Below are 17,529 nucleotides of genomic sequence, written 5' to 3'. Positions count from 1 at the left end.
GGAGCAGAATACTATGGGTTTGTACAACAATAGCTTAAGAAGCAAAGGGTATCTGTTTATACGTAATGGTGCAAACATTACGTTCCTTATCCTATTTGCCGCAGCTACCATATTCCCGATATACTTTATGGTCATCTCCTCGTTCGGTGATCCGGTAGAAGCTGGTGCAATGAGCTATTCTATCCTACCATCGAAGATTTCATTTGAATCTTATAAATTCTTCTTTAACTTCAGCAAACATACATGGGACTGGTTATTGAACTCCTTTATAGTGGCAGCGTGTATCACGGTATCTAACGTATTTTTTGCTACACTTGCTGGATATGCTTTTGCAAAAATGAAATTTAAAGGGAAAAACATTTTGTTCGCTATTTTGCTGGGATCTATGATGATTCCTGTTCAAGTCACTCAGGTTCCACTATATATTTTGATCGTAAACATTTTTGAATTACAAAATACGTACACAGCGTTGATTATGCCGAGCATAGTAACGGTATACAATATCTTCTTGGTTAAGCAGTTCATGTCCTCCATTCCAGGTGAAATTATTGAATCTGCTAAAATCGAAGGTTGTTCCCAGCCTAAAATCTTCTGGTATATCATTATGCCTCTATCTAAAACAATTATGGCAGTACTAGCAATCCTAACGTTCATGGCGGCATGGAATGACTTTTTCTGGCCGTTCCTAGTAACGAATACGATGGATATGCAAACCATTCAGGTCGGCTTGAAAAACTTTCGCTTTGCGAATACAACTTACTTTGCACCGATGATGGCGGGGGCAACCATTTCAGCAGTTCCAATGTTTATTTTGTTCTTCAGTTTACAAAAATACTTCCTTGAAGGGGTAACAGTTGGAGCGGTGAAAGGTTAATGGACAAACAATCAAAAGTTGATGCAACATACTTAGTTGGCTTGATGTCCGGTACATCAGTAGATGGTATTGATGCAGCAGTAGTTAAGCTTTTCCCATCAGCCGAAAAAGAGCATGGAGTAGAGATTGAATTACTGGCTTTTGAAAACACACCTTTTGAGGTGCAAGTTAGAAACTCCATATTTGAGCTTTTTGATCCCGCTAGCGCTACGATTGATAAGGTTGGCGCAATGAATATGTGGCTTGGCGAATTATACGCCCAAGCCACATTATCCGTTATAGGGAAATGCGGCCTTTCGCCTTCGCAAATATTCGCAGTAGGATCGCATGGTCAAACAATCTATCATGCTCCGGATGAGAATGTTATGGGCGGTTATAATCTGCATTGTACCGTTCAGATTGGGGATGGTGCAGTGATCGCCAATCGCACAGGAATTCCTTGCGTATCAGACTTTCGAGTTGCTGACATGGCAATGGGTGGACAAGGAGCTCCGTTAGTACCATTTACCGAATACTTATTGTTTAACAATCCAAAGAAAACACTTCTGATGCAAAATATTGGCGGAATAGGCAATGTGACTGTTTTGCCTGTAAATGCCTCACCGGATGAGGTATTTGCTTTTGATACGGGTCCTGGAAATATGATTATCGATGGCCTTGTATCGCAATTATTTGCACCAATGACAATGGATGTTAATGGCGAAATTGGTGCGGGCGGTCAAGTGATAGATGAGCTATTGAAATGGATGCAGCAGGATAAATATTATAGGATGCCGTTACCAAAATCGACAGGTAGAGAACGGTTTGGCCAACAATACGTGGCACAAATTATTGAAATGATGAAGGTTAATAACTGGAAAGCAGAAGATGTTGTTGCAACAGCTACGTACTTAACTGCCTGGAGCATCGTCGATAGCTATGAACGGTATATTGCACCGCAGCACCAGGCTGAGCAATTGTTAATTGGCGGCGGTGGAAGCTATAACAAGACGCTTTTGCGTGATTTACAGCACTTATTTGCACCGCATAACGTGCAGGTGCTGACGCAGGAGGATATCGGTGGTAATAGTGATGCTAAGGAAGCAATTGCTTTTGCTCTGCTAGCGTATTACACGATGGAGCGCTTACCAAACAATATCCCGCTAGTAACTGGAGCTTCACAGCCAGTAGTAATGGGCAAAATTTCCTGGCCCTATATTGGACGTTCACAGGAGGCTTAAATGTTGCAAATCAGACCCTTTTCAATTGAAGATCACTCTGCAGTTGTAGAGCTTTGGAATCGTGAGGCTACAAAATATGATTATAAGCCATTTACAGAGCGAGAGTTTCAAGATACATTCATCGACCATCCTTATTTTGACGCTGACTGTATATGGGTAGGCTGTGACGAAAAAGGGATTGTTGGTTTTGCAGCTGGCTGCTGCGGTGACGATCTCCCTCTTGGAGATGTGGCCGGTTATATTACGAGTGTTATTATAGATACCCATGTGGCTTCTCTGGAGCTTTACGATGCTTTTCTATTGCGTTTAGAAAAAAGATTCCAAGAACTTGGGAAAAGACAAGCGGATGTATTGTTTTTCAACCCTGTTAAGCTGAAGTGGAGTATACCAAGTGCACCTCAGCATGAGCATAATAATGCCCCGGGCATCAGTAAGGACCAGCCATTATATGAAGCTTTAATTGCTAAAGGCTACGAAGATCGAGCGACGCAATGCGGCATGTATTTAAAACTCGGAAGCTTTATAGTTCCCGAAGATATTTTAGATAAGGAAACCAATGCAAATAGCAAGGACTATTACATTACGTCCTATGTCCCTGATTTACATACAGGGCTTGAAGCAACGCTTGCTGCCCTGCAAAATCCGCAGTGGAAGAAGGATGTTGTTACTTATGTGAAGGTTGGCGCACCACTTGTAGTAGCTGTGAACGGCAACGAGGTTGTGGGCTTTGCAGGTCCAATTATTTCGCAGCCTGATGGAAGAGCATTTTTTTGCGGTATCGGAGTGCACCCAGAGCATGAGGGTCATGGCCTTGGCAGTGTATTATTTTTCAGAATGGTTGAAGCTTTTCAAAATGTGGGCTGTCAATATATCTCTCTATTCACTGGAAATAATAATCCGGCTCTTCGAATCTATCAAAAAGCGGGCTTTACTATTGAAAAACAATTTTCTATTTTGCGGAGGGAACTTTAAAGATGAGCGAAAAATTCACAGTATTAGCAATTGGAGCACATGTTGGTGATGTGGAGCTAGCTTCTGGTGGTGTACTCGCTAGTCATAGTTTAAAGGGAGATCGCATTGTGACACTAGCGTTAACTGCGGGTGAACGAGGGGTCCCGGCAGGACAGGATATAAAGGAATATCGTCAGCAAAAAGTGAAAGAGGCACAGGTTTTTGCGGATATGCTAGGCGGTGAAGCCATTGTATTCGATGATTATTGTGACGGAGAGTTGCCTGACAATCAGGAAATTCGTATGGAGGTTTGTGATGTAATTCGTCGCGTGAAGCCTAACATTATTATTACACACTGGAAAAACAGTATGCATAAGGACCATGCGCTAACGCATCATATAGTAAATGATGCCCGTTTCTTCGCAAGTCTATCATCCTTTGAACGAGCGCTCCCCGCGCACTTTGCAGCAAGATTATATTACTCCGAAAACTGGGAGGATGCGGTTGATTATGTCCCTTACGTATATGTGGATTTCGATCAAGCGGCATTTGATCTATGGATAGATGCTTTAAGCAAGCATTGGTTTGTGACGAATAGCAAATCTTTCAAATACATGGATTACTATAAAGCACTAGCAGTTGTTCGCGGCTGTGAAGCAAGAAAGACATATGCAGAAGCATTTATGGTACCTGCTGAAACGGTGAAGGTTAGGCAGTCTAGTCTTTGGTAACTATTCAACTAGCTAAGAGGGAGTGTTTCTATGTATAGCAGGAAACAATCCCTTGTTCTATCCATTTATGCGAAAAAGCAGCTAGGAGGCAGCTTCATATGGTGTTAAATGGGATTGATTCTATAACGAATTATCGTTATTTGTTCGAAGGTAAGCGCGTAGGATTGATTACAGCACCGACAGGTCTTACGAAGGATTTTGCATCAACGATTACTATATTACATGAAAATTTTAATCTTGCTGCGATGTTTTCACCTGAGCATGGCGTTCGCGGAGATTTGGATGCAGGGGCATTAGTAGACACTTACATGGATCCTTTTACGAATGTTCCAGTCTATAGCTTGTACCGTAAAGACTCCAAGCGTTTAACAAAAGAAATGCTGAATGAAGTAGACATCATTGTATACGATATTCAAGATGTTGGTGTACGCTATTACACATTTATTTATACGATGCTGTATGCACTTGAAGATTGTGCAAATGCAGGTGTAGAATTTGTTGTTCTTGATCGTGTTAATCCGCTTAACGGGGTAACGGTAGAAGGGAATGTCTTGAAGCCCGGCTTCAAATCATTTGTTGGAAATTACGAGCTAGCCGTACGATACGGCTTAACAGCAGGTGAGGTAGCAACGATGGCAAATGATCAAATGAATTGGAATGCATCGCTGCATGTCGTTCGTTTGGAAGGCTGGGAACGGAGCATGTCCTTCCCGGATACAGGATTAACTTGGGTTCATCCTTCACTTGGAATACCACGATATGAAACGGCGTTATTATATACAGGAACATGTTTATTTGAAGGCACAAACTGCTCCGAAGGACGTGGAACAACGTTCCCTTTTGAAATGATTGGTGCTCCGTTCATTCAAGCGCAGCAATTGGCAGATGAGATGAATGCAAAAGGTATCCCGGGTGTGCTTTTTCGTCCAGTTCATTTCAAGCCAACGTCATCTAAACATTGTGGCGAGCTATGCGGCGGGGTACAAATTTACATTACAGATCTCCAAGTGCTGAGGCCTTTAGAAGTTGGGGTAACCTTATTATTTACGATAAGAGATTTGTACGAGCAATTTTCATTCCTGCCTCCTGTGAAGGAGGGCTCTCGTCCATTTATCGATTTGCTGGGGGGAGACAACATGTATCGTACGGAAAATATGCAAGCCAAGCAGATGCTTGAACAGTTTGCAGCGGAAAGCAAGCAATTTGCAGAAATAACACAGCAGTATCATTTATATTGCTAGAGGAAGGTGAGTAATTGATGAGAACAATAGAACATATGAGCTTGCGCGAAAAGATTGGACAAATGTTCGTAACAGGCTTCCCTTCAACCGAGATCACTCCTGAGCTGAAGGAAGTTATTGAGCATTATAAAGTCGGCAATATTATTTTATTCTCACATAATATCGACAATAAATATCAATTAGGCGAGCTTGTTACTGAGCTGCAGCAATGGTACACGACACATACTGGTATCCCGGGTTTTATTACGATCGACCAAGAAGGCGGTCGAGTCACTCGTATGCCTAAAGACGCGACCAATGTTGCTGGAGCCATGGCAATTGCTTCTTCAGGACGACCTGAAAATGCGTATGCAGCAGGCAGAATGACTGCCAGAGAATTGAAAGCATTAGGTATTAATTTTAATCTAGCTCCAGTTATGGACGTTAACAATAATGCATTGAATCCAGTCATAAATGTTCGTTCATATGGTGATTCTGTTGCAACAGTATCCCAGTATGGAATTCAAATGATGAAGGGATTGCTCGATGGAGGCGTCATGTCCTCACTTAAGCATTTTCCAGGTCATGGTGATACAAATGTCGATTCACATATTGGCTTGCCTACCATTGAAAAAACACTTGAGGAATTAGAGCAGCTTGAGCTGTTGCCGTTTAAGGCCGCAATTGAGCAAGGCGCTCAAGCGATTATGAGTGCACATATTTTATTTCCGAAAATTGAAAAATCCGGTGTGCCCGGAACTATGTCTCATACCATTATTACAGAGATATTAAAAGGAAAATTAGGATATAAAGGGTTAGTTGTATCGGATTGTTTAGAAATGGACGCGATCAAACGATACTATGGTACGGCAAAAGGAGCGTTAGGAGCTGTTAAAGCAGGTATTGATTTGGTATTCATTAGCCATACTCCTGAGACAGTGAAGGAAGCGATTCATTTGATCGAAGAAGCTGTAGCCACCGGTGATTTGGATGAAGCGCTGATTGATGCAGCTGTTACAAAAATTTTAGCTTATAAAGCACAATATGCGACGATTGAGGAGCTAGATTATGAACTAGTTGGCTGCGATGTACATCGCCGAGCAAATGAGCTAATGCGTACGGAAACGATCTGCCTCATTAAAGGTGAGCTCCAGCCCATTCATACCGGTGACGAGCAAATGTTATTTATGGGTTCCTATTCATACCGCACCGATCTTGCGTCCAGCAGCTTGAATCAAGCTCTTAGCTTTCCGCAATATATGGGGGAGCATTTTAATACAGCTTATGAGATTATCGACATTGACCCGAGCGAGGAGCAAATCAACGCTGCGCTGCCAAAGGTACAAGGCTACAAGCATATTGTTATCGGCTTGTTCAATGCGCGTGAAAACAAAGGTCAGCTTGCGCTTGTTCAGAAGCTGCTGGCAGCAGGCTGCAAAGTAACGGCCATTACATTAGGTCGCCCATATGATTTACCGTTAATCGAAGGCGAGTTCTGCGGAATTGCGGCATTTGAGTATACACTTGATGCATTCAAATCACTCCTTCCAATCCTAAATGGTGAAGTTGTACCCACCGCCAATATTACGATACAGATGTAGATAAAAAGTACAACAAGGGGACATAGGTATGGCATTTATCGTTGGAATTGATGGGGGTGGCACGAAAACAGCTGTCACCATTACGCATGACCAGGAAGACTCTTTATTCACCTTTACTGTAGGGCCTATTAATTATAACGGTGGTGATGCTGATGCTATTGCCGCCTCCTTTGAGGAAATTTTTAGTCAAACGAGGCTCTACTGCGGTAATTTACAAGAAGTTGCTCATATATGTATAGGTGCGGCAGGAATAAGTAATCCGCTGGTCATCAATTTTTTGGAGCAGCATGTGAGAAATAACGGTTATATCGGGTCATTAACGATTACAGGCGATCAAGAAACCGCATTATACGGGGCACAAAATGCGATGCAAGGCATCATTCTCATTGCCGGTACAGGATCGATTTGCTTTGGGGTCAATGAAAAAGGAGAGCAGCATCGCACAGGAGGCTTTGGTCATCTGATTGATGACGAGGGAAGCGGTTATAGCATTGGGCGCGATCTATTATCCATATTAGTTCAAGTGGAGGACGGAAGAATAACCGATACGGTCATCCCAGCGATGGTATATGAGCAGCTTGGATTAAGCACTGTGAAAGAGATTATTGGCTTTGTTTATGATAAAAATACGACGAAAAAAGATATTGCGCAGCTCGCACCGATTATGACGACCGCATGCGAGAAGGGCGATGCACATGCAATAGCGTTAGCGGAGAAATGTGCAGCCAATCTATATGAGCTTGTTGTGCCTGTTATTGAACGGCTTAAGCTATATGAAAGTCCGATTGCGATTGCAGGAAGTGTGCTGCAAAAGTCTCGCTTTGTGAAAGAAGCCTTGGAGAGAAAGCTCGCACAGAGCTACACGCAAACAAAGCTGATTTTGCCGATTAAGGATGCAGCCTACGGTGCTGTCCTGTTAGGAAGATCAAAAATGAACAACGACTAGTTTTTGTCGCTATGGAAAAATAAGGGTGTGTCATAAGTCCGAGCAGTTGGACTTGCGACACACCCTTATTTAAAATGGTAGGAATCAAAAATGGCTTAAAATTTATCGGTCAAATAAAACACAGCTTGTTGTTTCGGAAATAGAGCTTGAAGGATGTTAGCGTGCTCAGTACTGTCCTTTGCTGCGCCTGCTTCATTATAGCCGAACATGATATAAGTCATTAGCTCACGTTCATCTACTTCTATTGAAGTATAGGGATTGGTATGATTACTAGCATCGGAAACAGAAAGCTGCTTTTGCTTATAATCCAAGTAGATACAGTCCTCATTGCTGCGAAGTGCAATATGCAGCTCCTGGTCTGCAATTATGTTGCTACGGTTTAGGCGATCTTCTAATTCAGGCTGAAGCTTATGGAAAGTTGAACTGAGATTGATCATTTTCCACATCGCCATATTGATTTGAATTGAATTTGCTTGATGTTGTTGGTAATAGGAATATAGCTTATGGTCCTCTGGGAGCATCGCTAATATTTGCTTTGCATTTTGGCGCAGCTGACATAAGGCATGAAACAAAGCTTCAACGCCGTTTTCGGCTTCGTTCAAATACAATAATTCATTAATAAATACTTGTTCAGTATCTTTCTTTTCAATGATGCCATAAGCGACGATTTTTCCATTTCTGCGAAGGAGCAAGCAGTCAACTTTCTTCCATTCCGGCCAGGTCAATAAATCATTCCAATACGTTCTACTTCGGATCACGGTGTAGGTACGATTCTTATTGAATTGTTCATAGATGAAACGGATATCATCGAGATAACAGGCTTCAAAAGGAATGATTTCATCACTGTTTTGCTGCTGCTCCAAACTTGCTGGTTTTTCAATTGCGAAAGCAGTCTCCGGAATAAGTCTCCAGCCAGCCTTTTCATAAAACGCATGCTTGCTAGCCAAAAGCAAGCTTATATCATAATCGGTTTCTTTCATATAGTTGGTCTGCGCATGAAGAATTTTGTGTGCAAGCCCCAGCCCGCGGTAATTTAGATCTGTACCGACACTCCCCATTGCACCCGTTTTCAAGATCGCTTGACCGACTCTAATATGAAACGGAAAAATTTGTACATTAGATGCAATCTTATCGTCAACCATCGCAAACCATGTTGTATCTGGATCATATGTGGTGTCTAGGTCTAATCTTTCTTGGAAAAAAGCTCGGCCTACGGAAAAGCATTCATCTAAAATATCGTAAATCTTTTCAAGCTGCTCTCTAGTTGGATGGTTCATTACGATGATGTTTGGTGTCGTCGTCATCTTTCATTTCCTCCTGCGCCGTAATGTTGGGATAAATTTAATAAATGAAAAAAACGGTTTTTTTGAAATTTAATTTCTTAACTTATAGTTTAATGTTGAAAAAAAAATTCGTCAATAATGGAACGTTTGGTATCATAGAAGTGATACAAAATTTAGATTGCTCAATATAGTCTAAATGAGTATTAGGAAAATAGCGACTTCGGCTGAGCAATTACAAGCACAAATCGCACAAATGAAGGCGCAGCTTAAAAAGAAGAATGATAAACCGTTCAAGAACTTTTTGCGAAAAATCGGAAATATTTTCATACCAATGATTCCTGCATTTGTTGGAGCGGGTTTAATTGCGGGGAAGTATGATTTCGCAAATTGAGCTAGACTTAAATGAATTGCCAGAATCAGAGAAAAAAGTAGCGGAGTACATTCTTGCAAATGCTAAAGAAGTGCTGCATATGACCATACATGAGTTAGCGACAAAAGCGGAGGCAAGCAGTGCGGCGGTTGTTCGTTTTTGTCGGTCGCTTGGAATAGAGGGCTTTCCAGCGCTGAAAATCCGTTTATCCGCGGAGGTAGAGTACACGCCGCATGTTAGATACTTTGATGTTGAATCGAATGAAACGTTGATTCCATCATTGATAAATTGCTGTCGAACACCATACTGACCTTTCAGAATACGGCCAGTTAACTCGACGCGCAGTCTATTGAGCACGCAGAGGTTATTTATGTTTATGGTGTAAGGCAAAAATGTATATGCGATTTCAGATCGTCATTTATTGGCGGGAGCCATGGCTACGAAATCAGAAAATGCCGTCTTCTGGGGAATTTCGTATAGCGGTGAAACGAGAGAAGTTATTCAATTAATAAAACGAGCTAAGGAACAGGGAAAAAAACAATTAGCCTCACTCGTCCTGGTAATAACAAGCTTTCTCAGCTTGCTGATGTTTCTTTATTTACATCACGTGCGCCGGAAGCTAAGCTTCGTAGTTCGGCAACAAGCTCCAGATTTGCTCAATTATTTGTGCTTGATATTGTTTTTAGCGCATATGCTTCTGCTCAGCATGATTTTACGGTGGAGCAGCTAGCGAAGACAAGAAAAATGATTGAAATTTTGAATGATTAAAATGCGATAAGAAGCTTCTACCAGAGTATGGTGGAAGTTTTTTTATTGTAAAGTGCTTTAAGCAGATCGAATAGACATTTTGAATGGAGGAGATTTTCTGGAAGCTAAAGTAATAACACTTATTTGAAAGAAAAGACGAAATTCAAAACAAGAAGAATGAGAATGTTATTTTATTGCAGATTTATCCTGCGAGGCCCGATTTTAATCCTCAGCTGGATAGTTTTACACATATTCTTTGTTATGAAGCGAGTAAACCAGGTGATGTTCCGTTAGATATGATAAGTCATGCTGTCGCTGAGAGTAAGTATGTTACTTACCTGATTTTGAACAGACGTATCCCTTGAGTCGTAATTTTCTTTTTTTAGGGGGAGTTCAACTTTCTTACCCCGCCAACGGCAACGAGATTTGCTCCACTTGAATCTCTTGAAGCTTTTTGAGGGTCGTCACATGATTTGGAGGCAGGATTGTGGCTCGCAAGTGCTCAATCATCCGCTCAATTAATCGAAACGCATTCCGCAAGATAAACCACTTCTCGACGCGCTTTGTTGTACGAACCGTTACTTTTTTATACTTCATAACGGAAGTTAGTTGATTCGATTCTTGTGCAAACGCTAGTTCCACTTGCTTACGGAGATTCAGCATGTGCTCTTGTAGCATACTGCCCTGTGAAACAGGTCCGTAGAAAAACGGGTTTTCCTTGAAGAAATAGCCAAACTGCTTCTCACAAAGGCCTTGTAGCGGACAGGCGGCGCATTTGTCATCGTCTCCGCGAAAACAAGAGGTATATGTTTTTTTATCGAATCCGTCGAAAACAAGGGCGTGTCCTTGCTCACATTCCGGTTTTCCTTCATGGGAACAGAGTTCAGGAAATATCGTGTTTTCTGATTTCCGTTACGACCGCTACATCATGCTTAAGGCGCGCTTCTTTTTGATCATCGGCATCGAAATAACCTAAATCGGCCACCAGATAATCGACCTTGAGTCCTTCGATTTTCTTCATTATTTCAATTGGCGGCAGCATTAATTTGACATCCGCCGTATCATTGGGCGGGATGACCGATCCTTTCGGGCTGGGGCAAACAATGGAATGCTTGCGATAACCAATGAAAAACTTGTTCTGGTTCGCCTTCGCTCGTTGAACGCCGCAGATGGCGTCGTGATCGGAATACGTCTTCTCGCAAAGTCTGCAGCTCAAACTGTAAGTCCATGAAAATGCATCTCGCGTATGGTTTGATGTTGGTAGGGGTACCTTCATTTTACCGTTCCTCGTAAAGGTGCATTTTTTTTAATACAACTTTATGAGCTTTTTGAACAGGCTCTTTAAAGATACAGTGTTTTTCATTTTAATGATTTAAAGATTAATTCTCCAAGTTATTGGAGCTATTTTTGCACATAAATCAATTAATTTAATTCAATTGAATTAATCAAATGAATGAATTATACTTGCAATGTAACAGGTTCATTCATGACATCTATTGGAGGGGGGCCATTCGCATGTATACGGTTGGATGATGACAAAAGGCAACGATCAGCAATGAACTCTGGAAAGAAATAAACGTTAGGAGGAGAAAGAGGTATGAACAATCAAGATACTAGAATCCCTACCTACTCACTTGCGGAAAGAGATCGTAGATGGAACATTGCAAATCAGCTAATGGAAGAAGAGCATGTGGATGTATTGATTGTGTATGGAGATCGAGAAGGTGCGTTCCCTGCTGTATTTAACCCGGACACCTACTTTACGAATGAGCGTCCAGGTTCTATTGTCATTTTCCCTAAGAATGAAGAGCCGATCTCTTTTGTCTTTTTAGCCACTGCTGTGGAAGATCATATTCAAGCTGGATATACGAATACGCAAGGCTGGATACGCCCGGAAAATATGTATGTCGGAAAAATGGGTGCGCACATTGTCAAGATTATGGAAGAGAGAGGACTTACAAATAAAGCATTTGGTGTGATTGGCTTAGAGCCTTATCCTCCCTATTACTTTGATGGAGCCATGCCCTATAATACTTGGCAAACGATCCTAAAAGGATTACCGAATGGGACCTTTAAGCCTGTGGGACACAAATTTTTCGCACTGTCTTCTGTGAAAAGTCAGGAGGAGATCGCGGTATTAAAATGGTCAGCGAACGTTGGGGAAAAAATGTGCCAGGCGATGCTTGAGGCAACGAAGCCAGGCGTGAGAGAAAATGAGATCTATGCGGCAGCGATGAATGCTTGTGCGACCCATGTCGGGTTCACGACAACGATATTAATGGGATCAGGACCAGAGTTCGTAGGATGGGGATTGCCCGCATGGACATATCGACCAGAGGAGCCGCGGGTGATCCAAGAAGGAGATATTATTTTGGCCGAGGTATTTTCATCATTCGGAATGCTAGAGACGCAGCATCAGCCTTCAATCGCTGTAGGAGCTGTGCATCCGGATTTTGAGCGGGCGGCAGCGGCAGCGAGACAATCGTATGAGAACGGAGTAAAAGAGCTGCGGCATGGGGCTACTTTCGGAGACGTGGTTAAAGCGATGAATGAGCCGATGCGTGAAGCAGGAGGTTGGCACGTTCATCCGCTTATTCATTCCATTAGTCCATTTGGTCTTATTGGGGTTGGCGATGAGATTGCACGGTTGCCTGAGGCGAGAGAGTACGGGAAAGTGCTGCCGATCCCATCCATAGGGTTAGAGACCGAACTCAAGACAGGAATGGTGTTTGCATTTGAGCCGAATTGTGCGATTGGTAAGAAGGTCATTAATCTTGGTGGAACGGTGATCGTGGGTGAAGCTGAGGGGATTGAACTAAATAAAAATTCTACTCAGCTGATGAGGGCAACTTGGTAAAATGGCAAAAGGGTACGTATAGAAGAATGTTTATGTCTTCGTTACGTACCCTCTTTTTAATGAGAATAGCCGCTGCATGTACGAATCGACATTTCGCCAAGCTCTTTGGCGATCAAAGCAATGTGTACTTCATCCAAGTCTTGAATCCCTTGGCGTCTCAAATAGGTTTCCTTCGCCACAGAGAACGCAACCGATTGTCCAACAATTGCATGTGCGATTAATATCGTTTTTGGATCTTTTGCGTCTAGATCCATTAATTTACTCACCAAGACGGCAATCATCTGATGTAGTGGCTGGAAGAATTGTTCATACAAAATGTCATAAGCCTCTGTAGGCTGCATCTGCTCTCTTGCGATAAATACACTTCTTGCATTGGCTTCATGATTACCAATCATAGTCTTGGAAAATTGCGTCATGACTTTTTTAAGAGCTTCTGCGGCTTCTTCTTTTGACCGTTTCTCAATCTCTTCTGTCTCAATTAAAGCCTGCTTCAAAAAATCATCTTGAACGGCTGCTGTCAAGCGACGGGCAACCGCTAAGTACAATCCTTTTTTTCCACCGAAATAATACGGAATCGCCGATTGGTTCACACCAGCTTCATCTGCAAGGGTCCGCGTACGTACGCCTTCATAGCCATTTAATCCAAAGATCCGCAGCCCTGCTTCTAATAAACGAGTTTGGGTGGAGTCTTCATTTCCTTTATTCATATCGTTGCTTAGGTTTGTATTCAATGTCCATTCCTCCATACTGTTGAGTATAATTAATTCAAATGAATTAATCAAACTAACTTCCTTTATGAAGTGACGGATTGTACCGAGCAGCACGGCACATATGCTTCCTCTCCATGACCAACAGCGAAAAAAGAAGAAATATTGAGCCGCTCTAGAAGTAAAAGAGTGAATAGCAGTCTTCAAGCTACTCTATCTGGTCCTTTATCGCTCAACCCATGTCTGCGCAAATCATAGCGAAGAATATGATAGTGTTGCTGCAAATAAGGAACAATCAAATCCCAAGAACGTAAATTCATACCCGCTCCGTGGATAATCAGGATAGCGTCTATTTGTTGGTTAAGAGAGTTAGAGTGAAGATATTCATAATAAATGTTCATACCATTTCGATCAATATAAGGCATTTGCTGTTCAGTTTCCTCTCTTCATTAAATCGTGAGATTAATCGCATTCAGCACCGAGTGTCACTTTAGCGTCCATAGGAATCACTCGACAAGCGTTGGATAATGTTTATTTATTATCCACACAATTCATCCAAATTGCAGAATATTTAAAGTAAGTGTCCGAAATCCTATCCTTTACCTACATAGAATTTCAAACAGATGTACTTGCCATAATTCAGTTGTCAGATGAGTAGCTCTGCGTAGCGAAAAAACTGGATAAATTGTTAATTTCACCCCTATAGTGACTAAAATCGATTATAATTAAATTTAAGTTCGATTACTATTCCTAAGTTAATAGGATGGGTTATAGAGTTTTCAAATACATACTTAGGTATAAGAGGAGGCGGATGATATGACGATAATGCCTGTTATAGTAATGATCTTTGTATTTGTTCCTGCCATTGTACTCATGGTAAGCATGCCTTATTTAACAAGAGAGACGATTAGTTTTGGGGTCACCGTCAGCGCTGTACAATTCCAAAGTGAGCCTCTGCGCCAGATGCGGAAGTCATGTGTTAGGATCAGTGCTACCTTGCATACCATCCTATTCATTGTTTGTATCATCTGTCTAATATACGGTGATGAACATTCCAAGCAACAAAGTTGGATCATTGTCACTTATTCACTCGCCATGGTCGGAATCTCCCTAGTCATAAACATTAGCTATCATTTCAAAATGAAAAGTTTACTACCTATGCTGCCTATTGCTCTGGAACCATCGATCATGGCAGTGGACACTGGATTTCGGAAAAGAAAAATTGGCTTGTCTAATAATTGGTTCCTCATTCATGTTTTAATTACTGTTGTTAGTATTGTAACTGTGCTACGCAACTACGATCTGATTCCTGAACAGATTCCGATCCATTACAACAGCAGTTGGAACGTAGACCGCTATGCAGCTAAATCTTTTAGTTCTGTGTTTATGCCTACGATAATGCAAGTGTTCATAACACTTCTGTTCATATTTGAGAATTGGAGTATTCGCAGAGTAAAGCAGCAGGTTCAACCCAATGATCCTAACCGTTCCATCAGACAAGACGCAACTTACCGCCGTACTTGGTCATATTTTATGCTTACAGCAAGCTTCTTAATGGTTATCCTGTTTTCCGTCGTGCAACTAAACATGATATCTCTGCTTAACATGAATTTCGCTATCCCTATTATCCTAATCATAATAGCCCTTATTATCCTATACGCCTTGGCCTTAACGTTCTGGGCTGGTCAGGGCGGAAGCCGCTTGGAGCGATCTGCCGATAGCTCCAATGTCAGACCTGTCCATGATGATGATAAATGGCGATTTGGTATGATTTATTTCAATCCCAAAGATCCAAACCTAATCGTCGAGAAAAGGTTCGGAGTTGGCTGGGGATTAAATTTCGGTCACCCAGTAAGCTGGCTGTTTTGGCTCGGAATTATTGTACTGTTAGTTGTGGTACGGTAACAAGGCTTGGAGGTTAATATACTCACTGGAGTATAGACGAAGTTAGAGTTTCGAAACAGAATATTTACCGAAAAAAACGCCTAAAGGGCGTTTTTTTATTATCTTTAAGGATCTCAGTAATATCTTTTTTGAATTAAACCGCATATTAAAGAGTATTTCTCGTATTAATATCTCTTTGTTACAATCAGATTGTTATCTAAAGGAGGGTATAAAATGAACTATCGCAAATTAGGAACGAGTGGCTTACATCTAAGTGAGATTGCTTATGGTAATTGGATTACACATGGTGCTCAAGTGGACAATGATACTGCCCATGCTTGTGTTCGCGCTGCATTGGATGTAGGGATCACAACATTTGATACTGCAGATGTATATTCCGATACGAAAGCTGAGATGGTGCTGGGCCAAGCATTAAAAGGAGTGCACAGAGCTGATATCGAATTGTGTACCAAGGTGTGCCATCCCACAGGGACGGGACGTAACGCAAGAGGTCTGTCCCGCAAGCATATTATGGAGGCGTGCCATGCTTCACTGAACAGATTACAGACCGATTACATTGATATCTATTATGCGCATCGCTTTGACGCAACAGTATCCCTTGAAGAGACCTTCTTGGCTTTTTCGGATCTGGTGCGTCAAGGTAAGGTTCTCTATGTCGGGATAAGTGAGTGGACGGCGGATCAGATATCAGAAGGTGCTATTTTGGCGAGGGAATTGAAGGTGCCATTGGTGGCTAGTCAACCTCAATATTCGATGTTATGGGCGCGTAATGGAGACGGAGGTAGTTCAAGCTTGTGAGCGGGAAGGGATTGGACAGGTGGTCTGGTCACCGCTTGCTCAAGGGATTCTTTCAGGCAAATATATGCCAGGGCAACCATTGCCAGAGGGTTCTCGTGCTTCAACAGCTGCGGGCTCACCTTTTATGAATAAATTGGCGGGTCAATGGCTTCGGACTGAGGTGCTTGAGGCGATCTCGAATCTCTCTTCCATCGCCAGCGAAGTTGGGTTGACGCTTCCGCAGTTGGCTATAGCATGGGTGTTGCAAAATCCACAAGTCTCATCTGCAATTATTGGGGCATCCAAGCCTGAGCAAGTAATAGAAAATGCCAAAGCTGCGGGAGTTCGTCTGGATAGGAAAGTTATGATGCAAATCGATAGGGTGCTAGAAGGACTCGTTGAACGTGATCCTAGAAAAACGGGCTGAATATTATATCATTCACCATTAATAGCTTCTGAACTCATTTGTCCTATGATCTCTAGTAACGCGGATAAGGAGGCACGATCGGAATCGGTTCTCCAAGCGGCATAAAGGGGAATCGATGGTGTGCTTTCTTCAAAGGGACGAAATACGACACCTTCACGCTGAAAAATAGCAACTGATGAGGGCACAATGGAAACTCCAAGATTAGCAGCTACCAAGTTTACAATGGTGTACATCTGAATGGCTTCCTGTACAACATTCGGATACATGTCGTGTTGGGCGCAGAAGCTCATAATGAGGTCATGAAAAGGAGCTCCTAAATGACGTGGGAACGATATAAATGGCTCTAAAGCTAAAGAGCGAATGGATAACACCGGTAAATGAGCTAGGTGATGCTGCTCTGGCAAAACGGCAATAAGCGATTCATTGACTAAGGGACGATGCTCGATATGTTTGCCCGACTCTGTATAACGTACAAATCCAATGTGAATCGTTCCTTCATGTAAAGCCTGCCACTGCTGAGCAGACGTCATCTCATGTAATGTGAGTTGTACTTGTGGATAACGTTCCCGAAACATTTTTAACATATCAACCAATACTCCACCAGCTGCAGAATCTATAAATCCAATGTTCAAATGTCCGATAATTCCTTGATCGACTAATTGTGTTGTTTTAATAGAGCGTTCCAGTTGAGATAAAATGGATTTAGCCTCCTCTAGAAATACCGCCCCCGCTGGCGTTAGACGAACTTGTCTTTTGTTCCGTTCTAATAGTTTCACACCAATCTCATTCTCCAGAGCTTGAATTTGCTGGCTTAAGGGAGGCTGCGTCATATTCAGCTTCTCTGCTGCACGGTTAAAATGCAGTTCCTCTGCTACTGCGATAAAGTATTGCAATTTTTTTATGTCCATACTCT

16 protein-coding genes and 2 pseudogenes are annotated in these 17,529 nt (G+C 42.1%); 12 read left to right on the top strand and 6 right to left on the bottom strand.

The features are described 5' to 3' along the window. Positions 1-13: 13 nt before the first annotated feature. From MHI27_RS19815 to MHI27_RS19785, 7 genes are all read left to right on the top strand, one after another. Positions 14-874 carry a carbohydrate ABC transporter permease gene (locus MHI27_RS19815; protein WP_341060208.1) on the top strand — a complete coding sequence of 287 codons (861 nt, stop codon included), beginning with the start codon at positions 14-16 and terminating at the stop codon, positions 872-874. Continuing rightward, on the top strand, positions 874-2,094 hold the full coding sequence (locus MHI27_RS19810) for an anhydro-N-acetylmuramic acid kinase (protein ID WP_405174527.1): 1,221 nt from the start codon (positions 874-876) through the stop codon (positions 2,092-2,094). The genes MHI27_RS19815 and MHI27_RS19810 overlap by 1 nt, the downstream gene beginning before the upstream one ends. Beyond that, complete coding sequence (locus tag MHI27_RS19805; protein WP_405174526.1) at positions 2,095-3,066, top strand: GNAT family N-acetyltransferase; 972 nt, start codon at positions 2,095-2,097, stop codon at positions 3,064-3,066. 2 nt (positions 3,067-3,068) lie between these two features. Beyond that, positions 3,069-3,776, top strand: coding sequence for a PIG-L deacetylase family protein (locus tag MHI27_RS19800; RefSeq protein WP_076100309.1), 708 nt, complete (start codon positions 3,069-3,071; stop codon positions 3,774-3,776). Between the two features lie 98 nt (positions 3,777-3,874). Then, entirely contained in the window at positions 3,875-5,017 is a 1,143-nt protein-coding gene (locus tag MHI27_RS19795) for an exo-beta-N-acetylmuramidase NamZ domain-containing protein (protein ID WP_405174525.1), read from the top strand. Between the two features lie 17 nt (positions 5,018-5,034). Then, positions 5,035-6,597 (top strand): glycoside hydrolase family 3 protein, encoded by a 1,563-nt coding sequence (locus MHI27_RS19790; RefSeq protein WP_405174524.1) that lies wholly within the window; start codon positions 5,035-5,037, stop codon positions 6,595-6,597. A 28-nt stretch (positions 6,598-6,625) separates the two neighbouring features. After that, positions 6,626-7,543, top strand: coding sequence for an N-acetylglucosamine kinase (locus MHI27_RS19785; protein ID WP_042189590.1), 918 nt, complete (start codon positions 6,626-6,628; stop codon positions 7,541-7,543). Between the two features lie 95 nt (positions 7,544-7,638). Here the strand turns inward: MHI27_RS19785 and MHI27_RS19780 are convergent, their stop codons facing one another. Continuing rightward, complete coding sequence (locus MHI27_RS19780) at positions 7,639-8,847, bottom strand: GNAT family N-acetyltransferase (RefSeq protein ID WP_405174523.1); 1,209 nt, start codon at positions 8,845-8,847, stop codon at positions 7,639-7,641. Between the two features lie 229 nt (positions 8,848-9,076). Here MHI27_RS19780 and MHI27_RS19775 point away from each other — a divergent pair. Beyond that, a pseudogene (locus MHI27_RS19775) lies at positions 9,077-9,211 on the top strand (PTS sugar transporter subunit IIC); the annotation flags it as partial. Beyond that, positions 9,201-9,506: a MurR/RpiR family transcriptional regulator gene (locus MHI27_RS19770; protein ID WP_405176769.1), complete on the top strand. Its 306-nt coding sequence runs from the start codon at positions 9,201-9,203 to the stop codon at positions 9,504-9,506. The pseudogene MHI27_RS19775 and the gene MHI27_RS19770, both read left to right, overlap by 11 nt. Before the next feature lie 839 nt (positions 9,507-10,345). On the opposite strand, the gene MHI27_RS19765 is transcribed toward MHI27_RS19770, so the two are convergent. Both MHI27_RS19765 and MHI27_RS19760 read right to left on the bottom strand, forming a co-directional pair. Beyond that, positions 10,346-10,606: a hypothetical protein gene (locus MHI27_RS19765; protein WP_405174522.1), complete on the bottom strand. Its 261-nt coding sequence runs from the start codon at positions 10,604-10,606 to the stop codon at positions 10,346-10,348. Between the two features lie 220 nt (positions 10,607-10,826). Continuing rightward, on the bottom strand, positions 10,827-11,219 hold the full coding sequence (locus MHI27_RS19760) for a transposase (protein WP_042189579.1): 393 nt from the start codon (positions 11,217-11,219) through the stop codon (positions 10,827-10,829). Between the two features lie 321 nt (positions 11,220-11,540). Here MHI27_RS19760 and MHI27_RS19755 point away from each other — a divergent pair, with 321 nt between their 5' ends. Then, positions 11,541-12,800, top strand: coding sequence for a M24 family metallopeptidase (locus MHI27_RS19755; protein ID WP_405174521.1), 1,260 nt, complete (start codon positions 11,541-11,543; stop codon positions 12,798-12,800). Between the two features lie 56 nt (positions 12,801-12,856). Here the strand turns inward: MHI27_RS19755 and MHI27_RS19750 are convergent, their stop codons facing one another. Then, on the bottom strand, positions 12,857-13,531 hold the full coding sequence (locus tag MHI27_RS19750; RefSeq protein ID WP_339265764.1) for a CerR family C-terminal domain-containing protein: 675 nt from the start codon (positions 13,529-13,531) through the stop codon (positions 12,857-12,859). Positions 13,532-13,710: 179 nt separating this feature from the next. Further along, positions 13,711-13,932, bottom strand: coding sequence for an alpha/beta fold hydrolase (locus MHI27_RS19745; RefSeq protein ID WP_405174520.1), 222 nt, complete (start codon positions 13,930-13,932; stop codon positions 13,711-13,713). A gap of 391 nt (positions 13,933-14,323) precedes the next feature. On the opposite strand from MHI27_RS19745, the gene MHI27_RS19740 reads away from it, so the two are divergent. Together MHI27_RS19740 and MHI27_RS19735 are read left to right on the top strand one after the other, a co-directional pair. Next, a complete protein-coding gene (locus MHI27_RS19740; protein ID WP_405174519.1) occupies positions 14,324-15,412 on the top strand; it encodes a DUF1648 domain-containing protein in 1,089 nt (362 codons plus the stop codon). A 213-nt stretch (positions 15,413-15,625) separates the two neighbouring features. Beyond that, positions 15,626-16,616 (top strand): annotated as a pseudogene (locus tag MHI27_RS19735) (aldo/keto reductase family protein). 8 nt (positions 16,617-16,624) lie between these two features. Here the strand turns inward: MHI27_RS19735 and MHI27_RS19730 are convergent. Further along, positions 16,625-17,524 carry a LysR family transcriptional regulator gene (locus MHI27_RS19730; protein WP_405174518.1) on the bottom strand — a complete coding sequence of 300 codons (900 nt, stop codon included), beginning with the start codon at positions 17,522-17,524 and terminating at the stop codon, positions 16,625-16,627. Between the last annotated feature and the right edge of the window lie 5 nt (positions 17,525-17,529).

This window comes from Paenibacillus sp. FSL H8-0261, assembly GCF_045040645.1.
Lineage (GTDB): Bacteria > Bacillota > Bacilli > Paenibacillales > Paenibacillaceae > Paenibacillus_AQ.
This window is presented reverse-complemented; position numbering and strand designations above follow the sequence as displayed.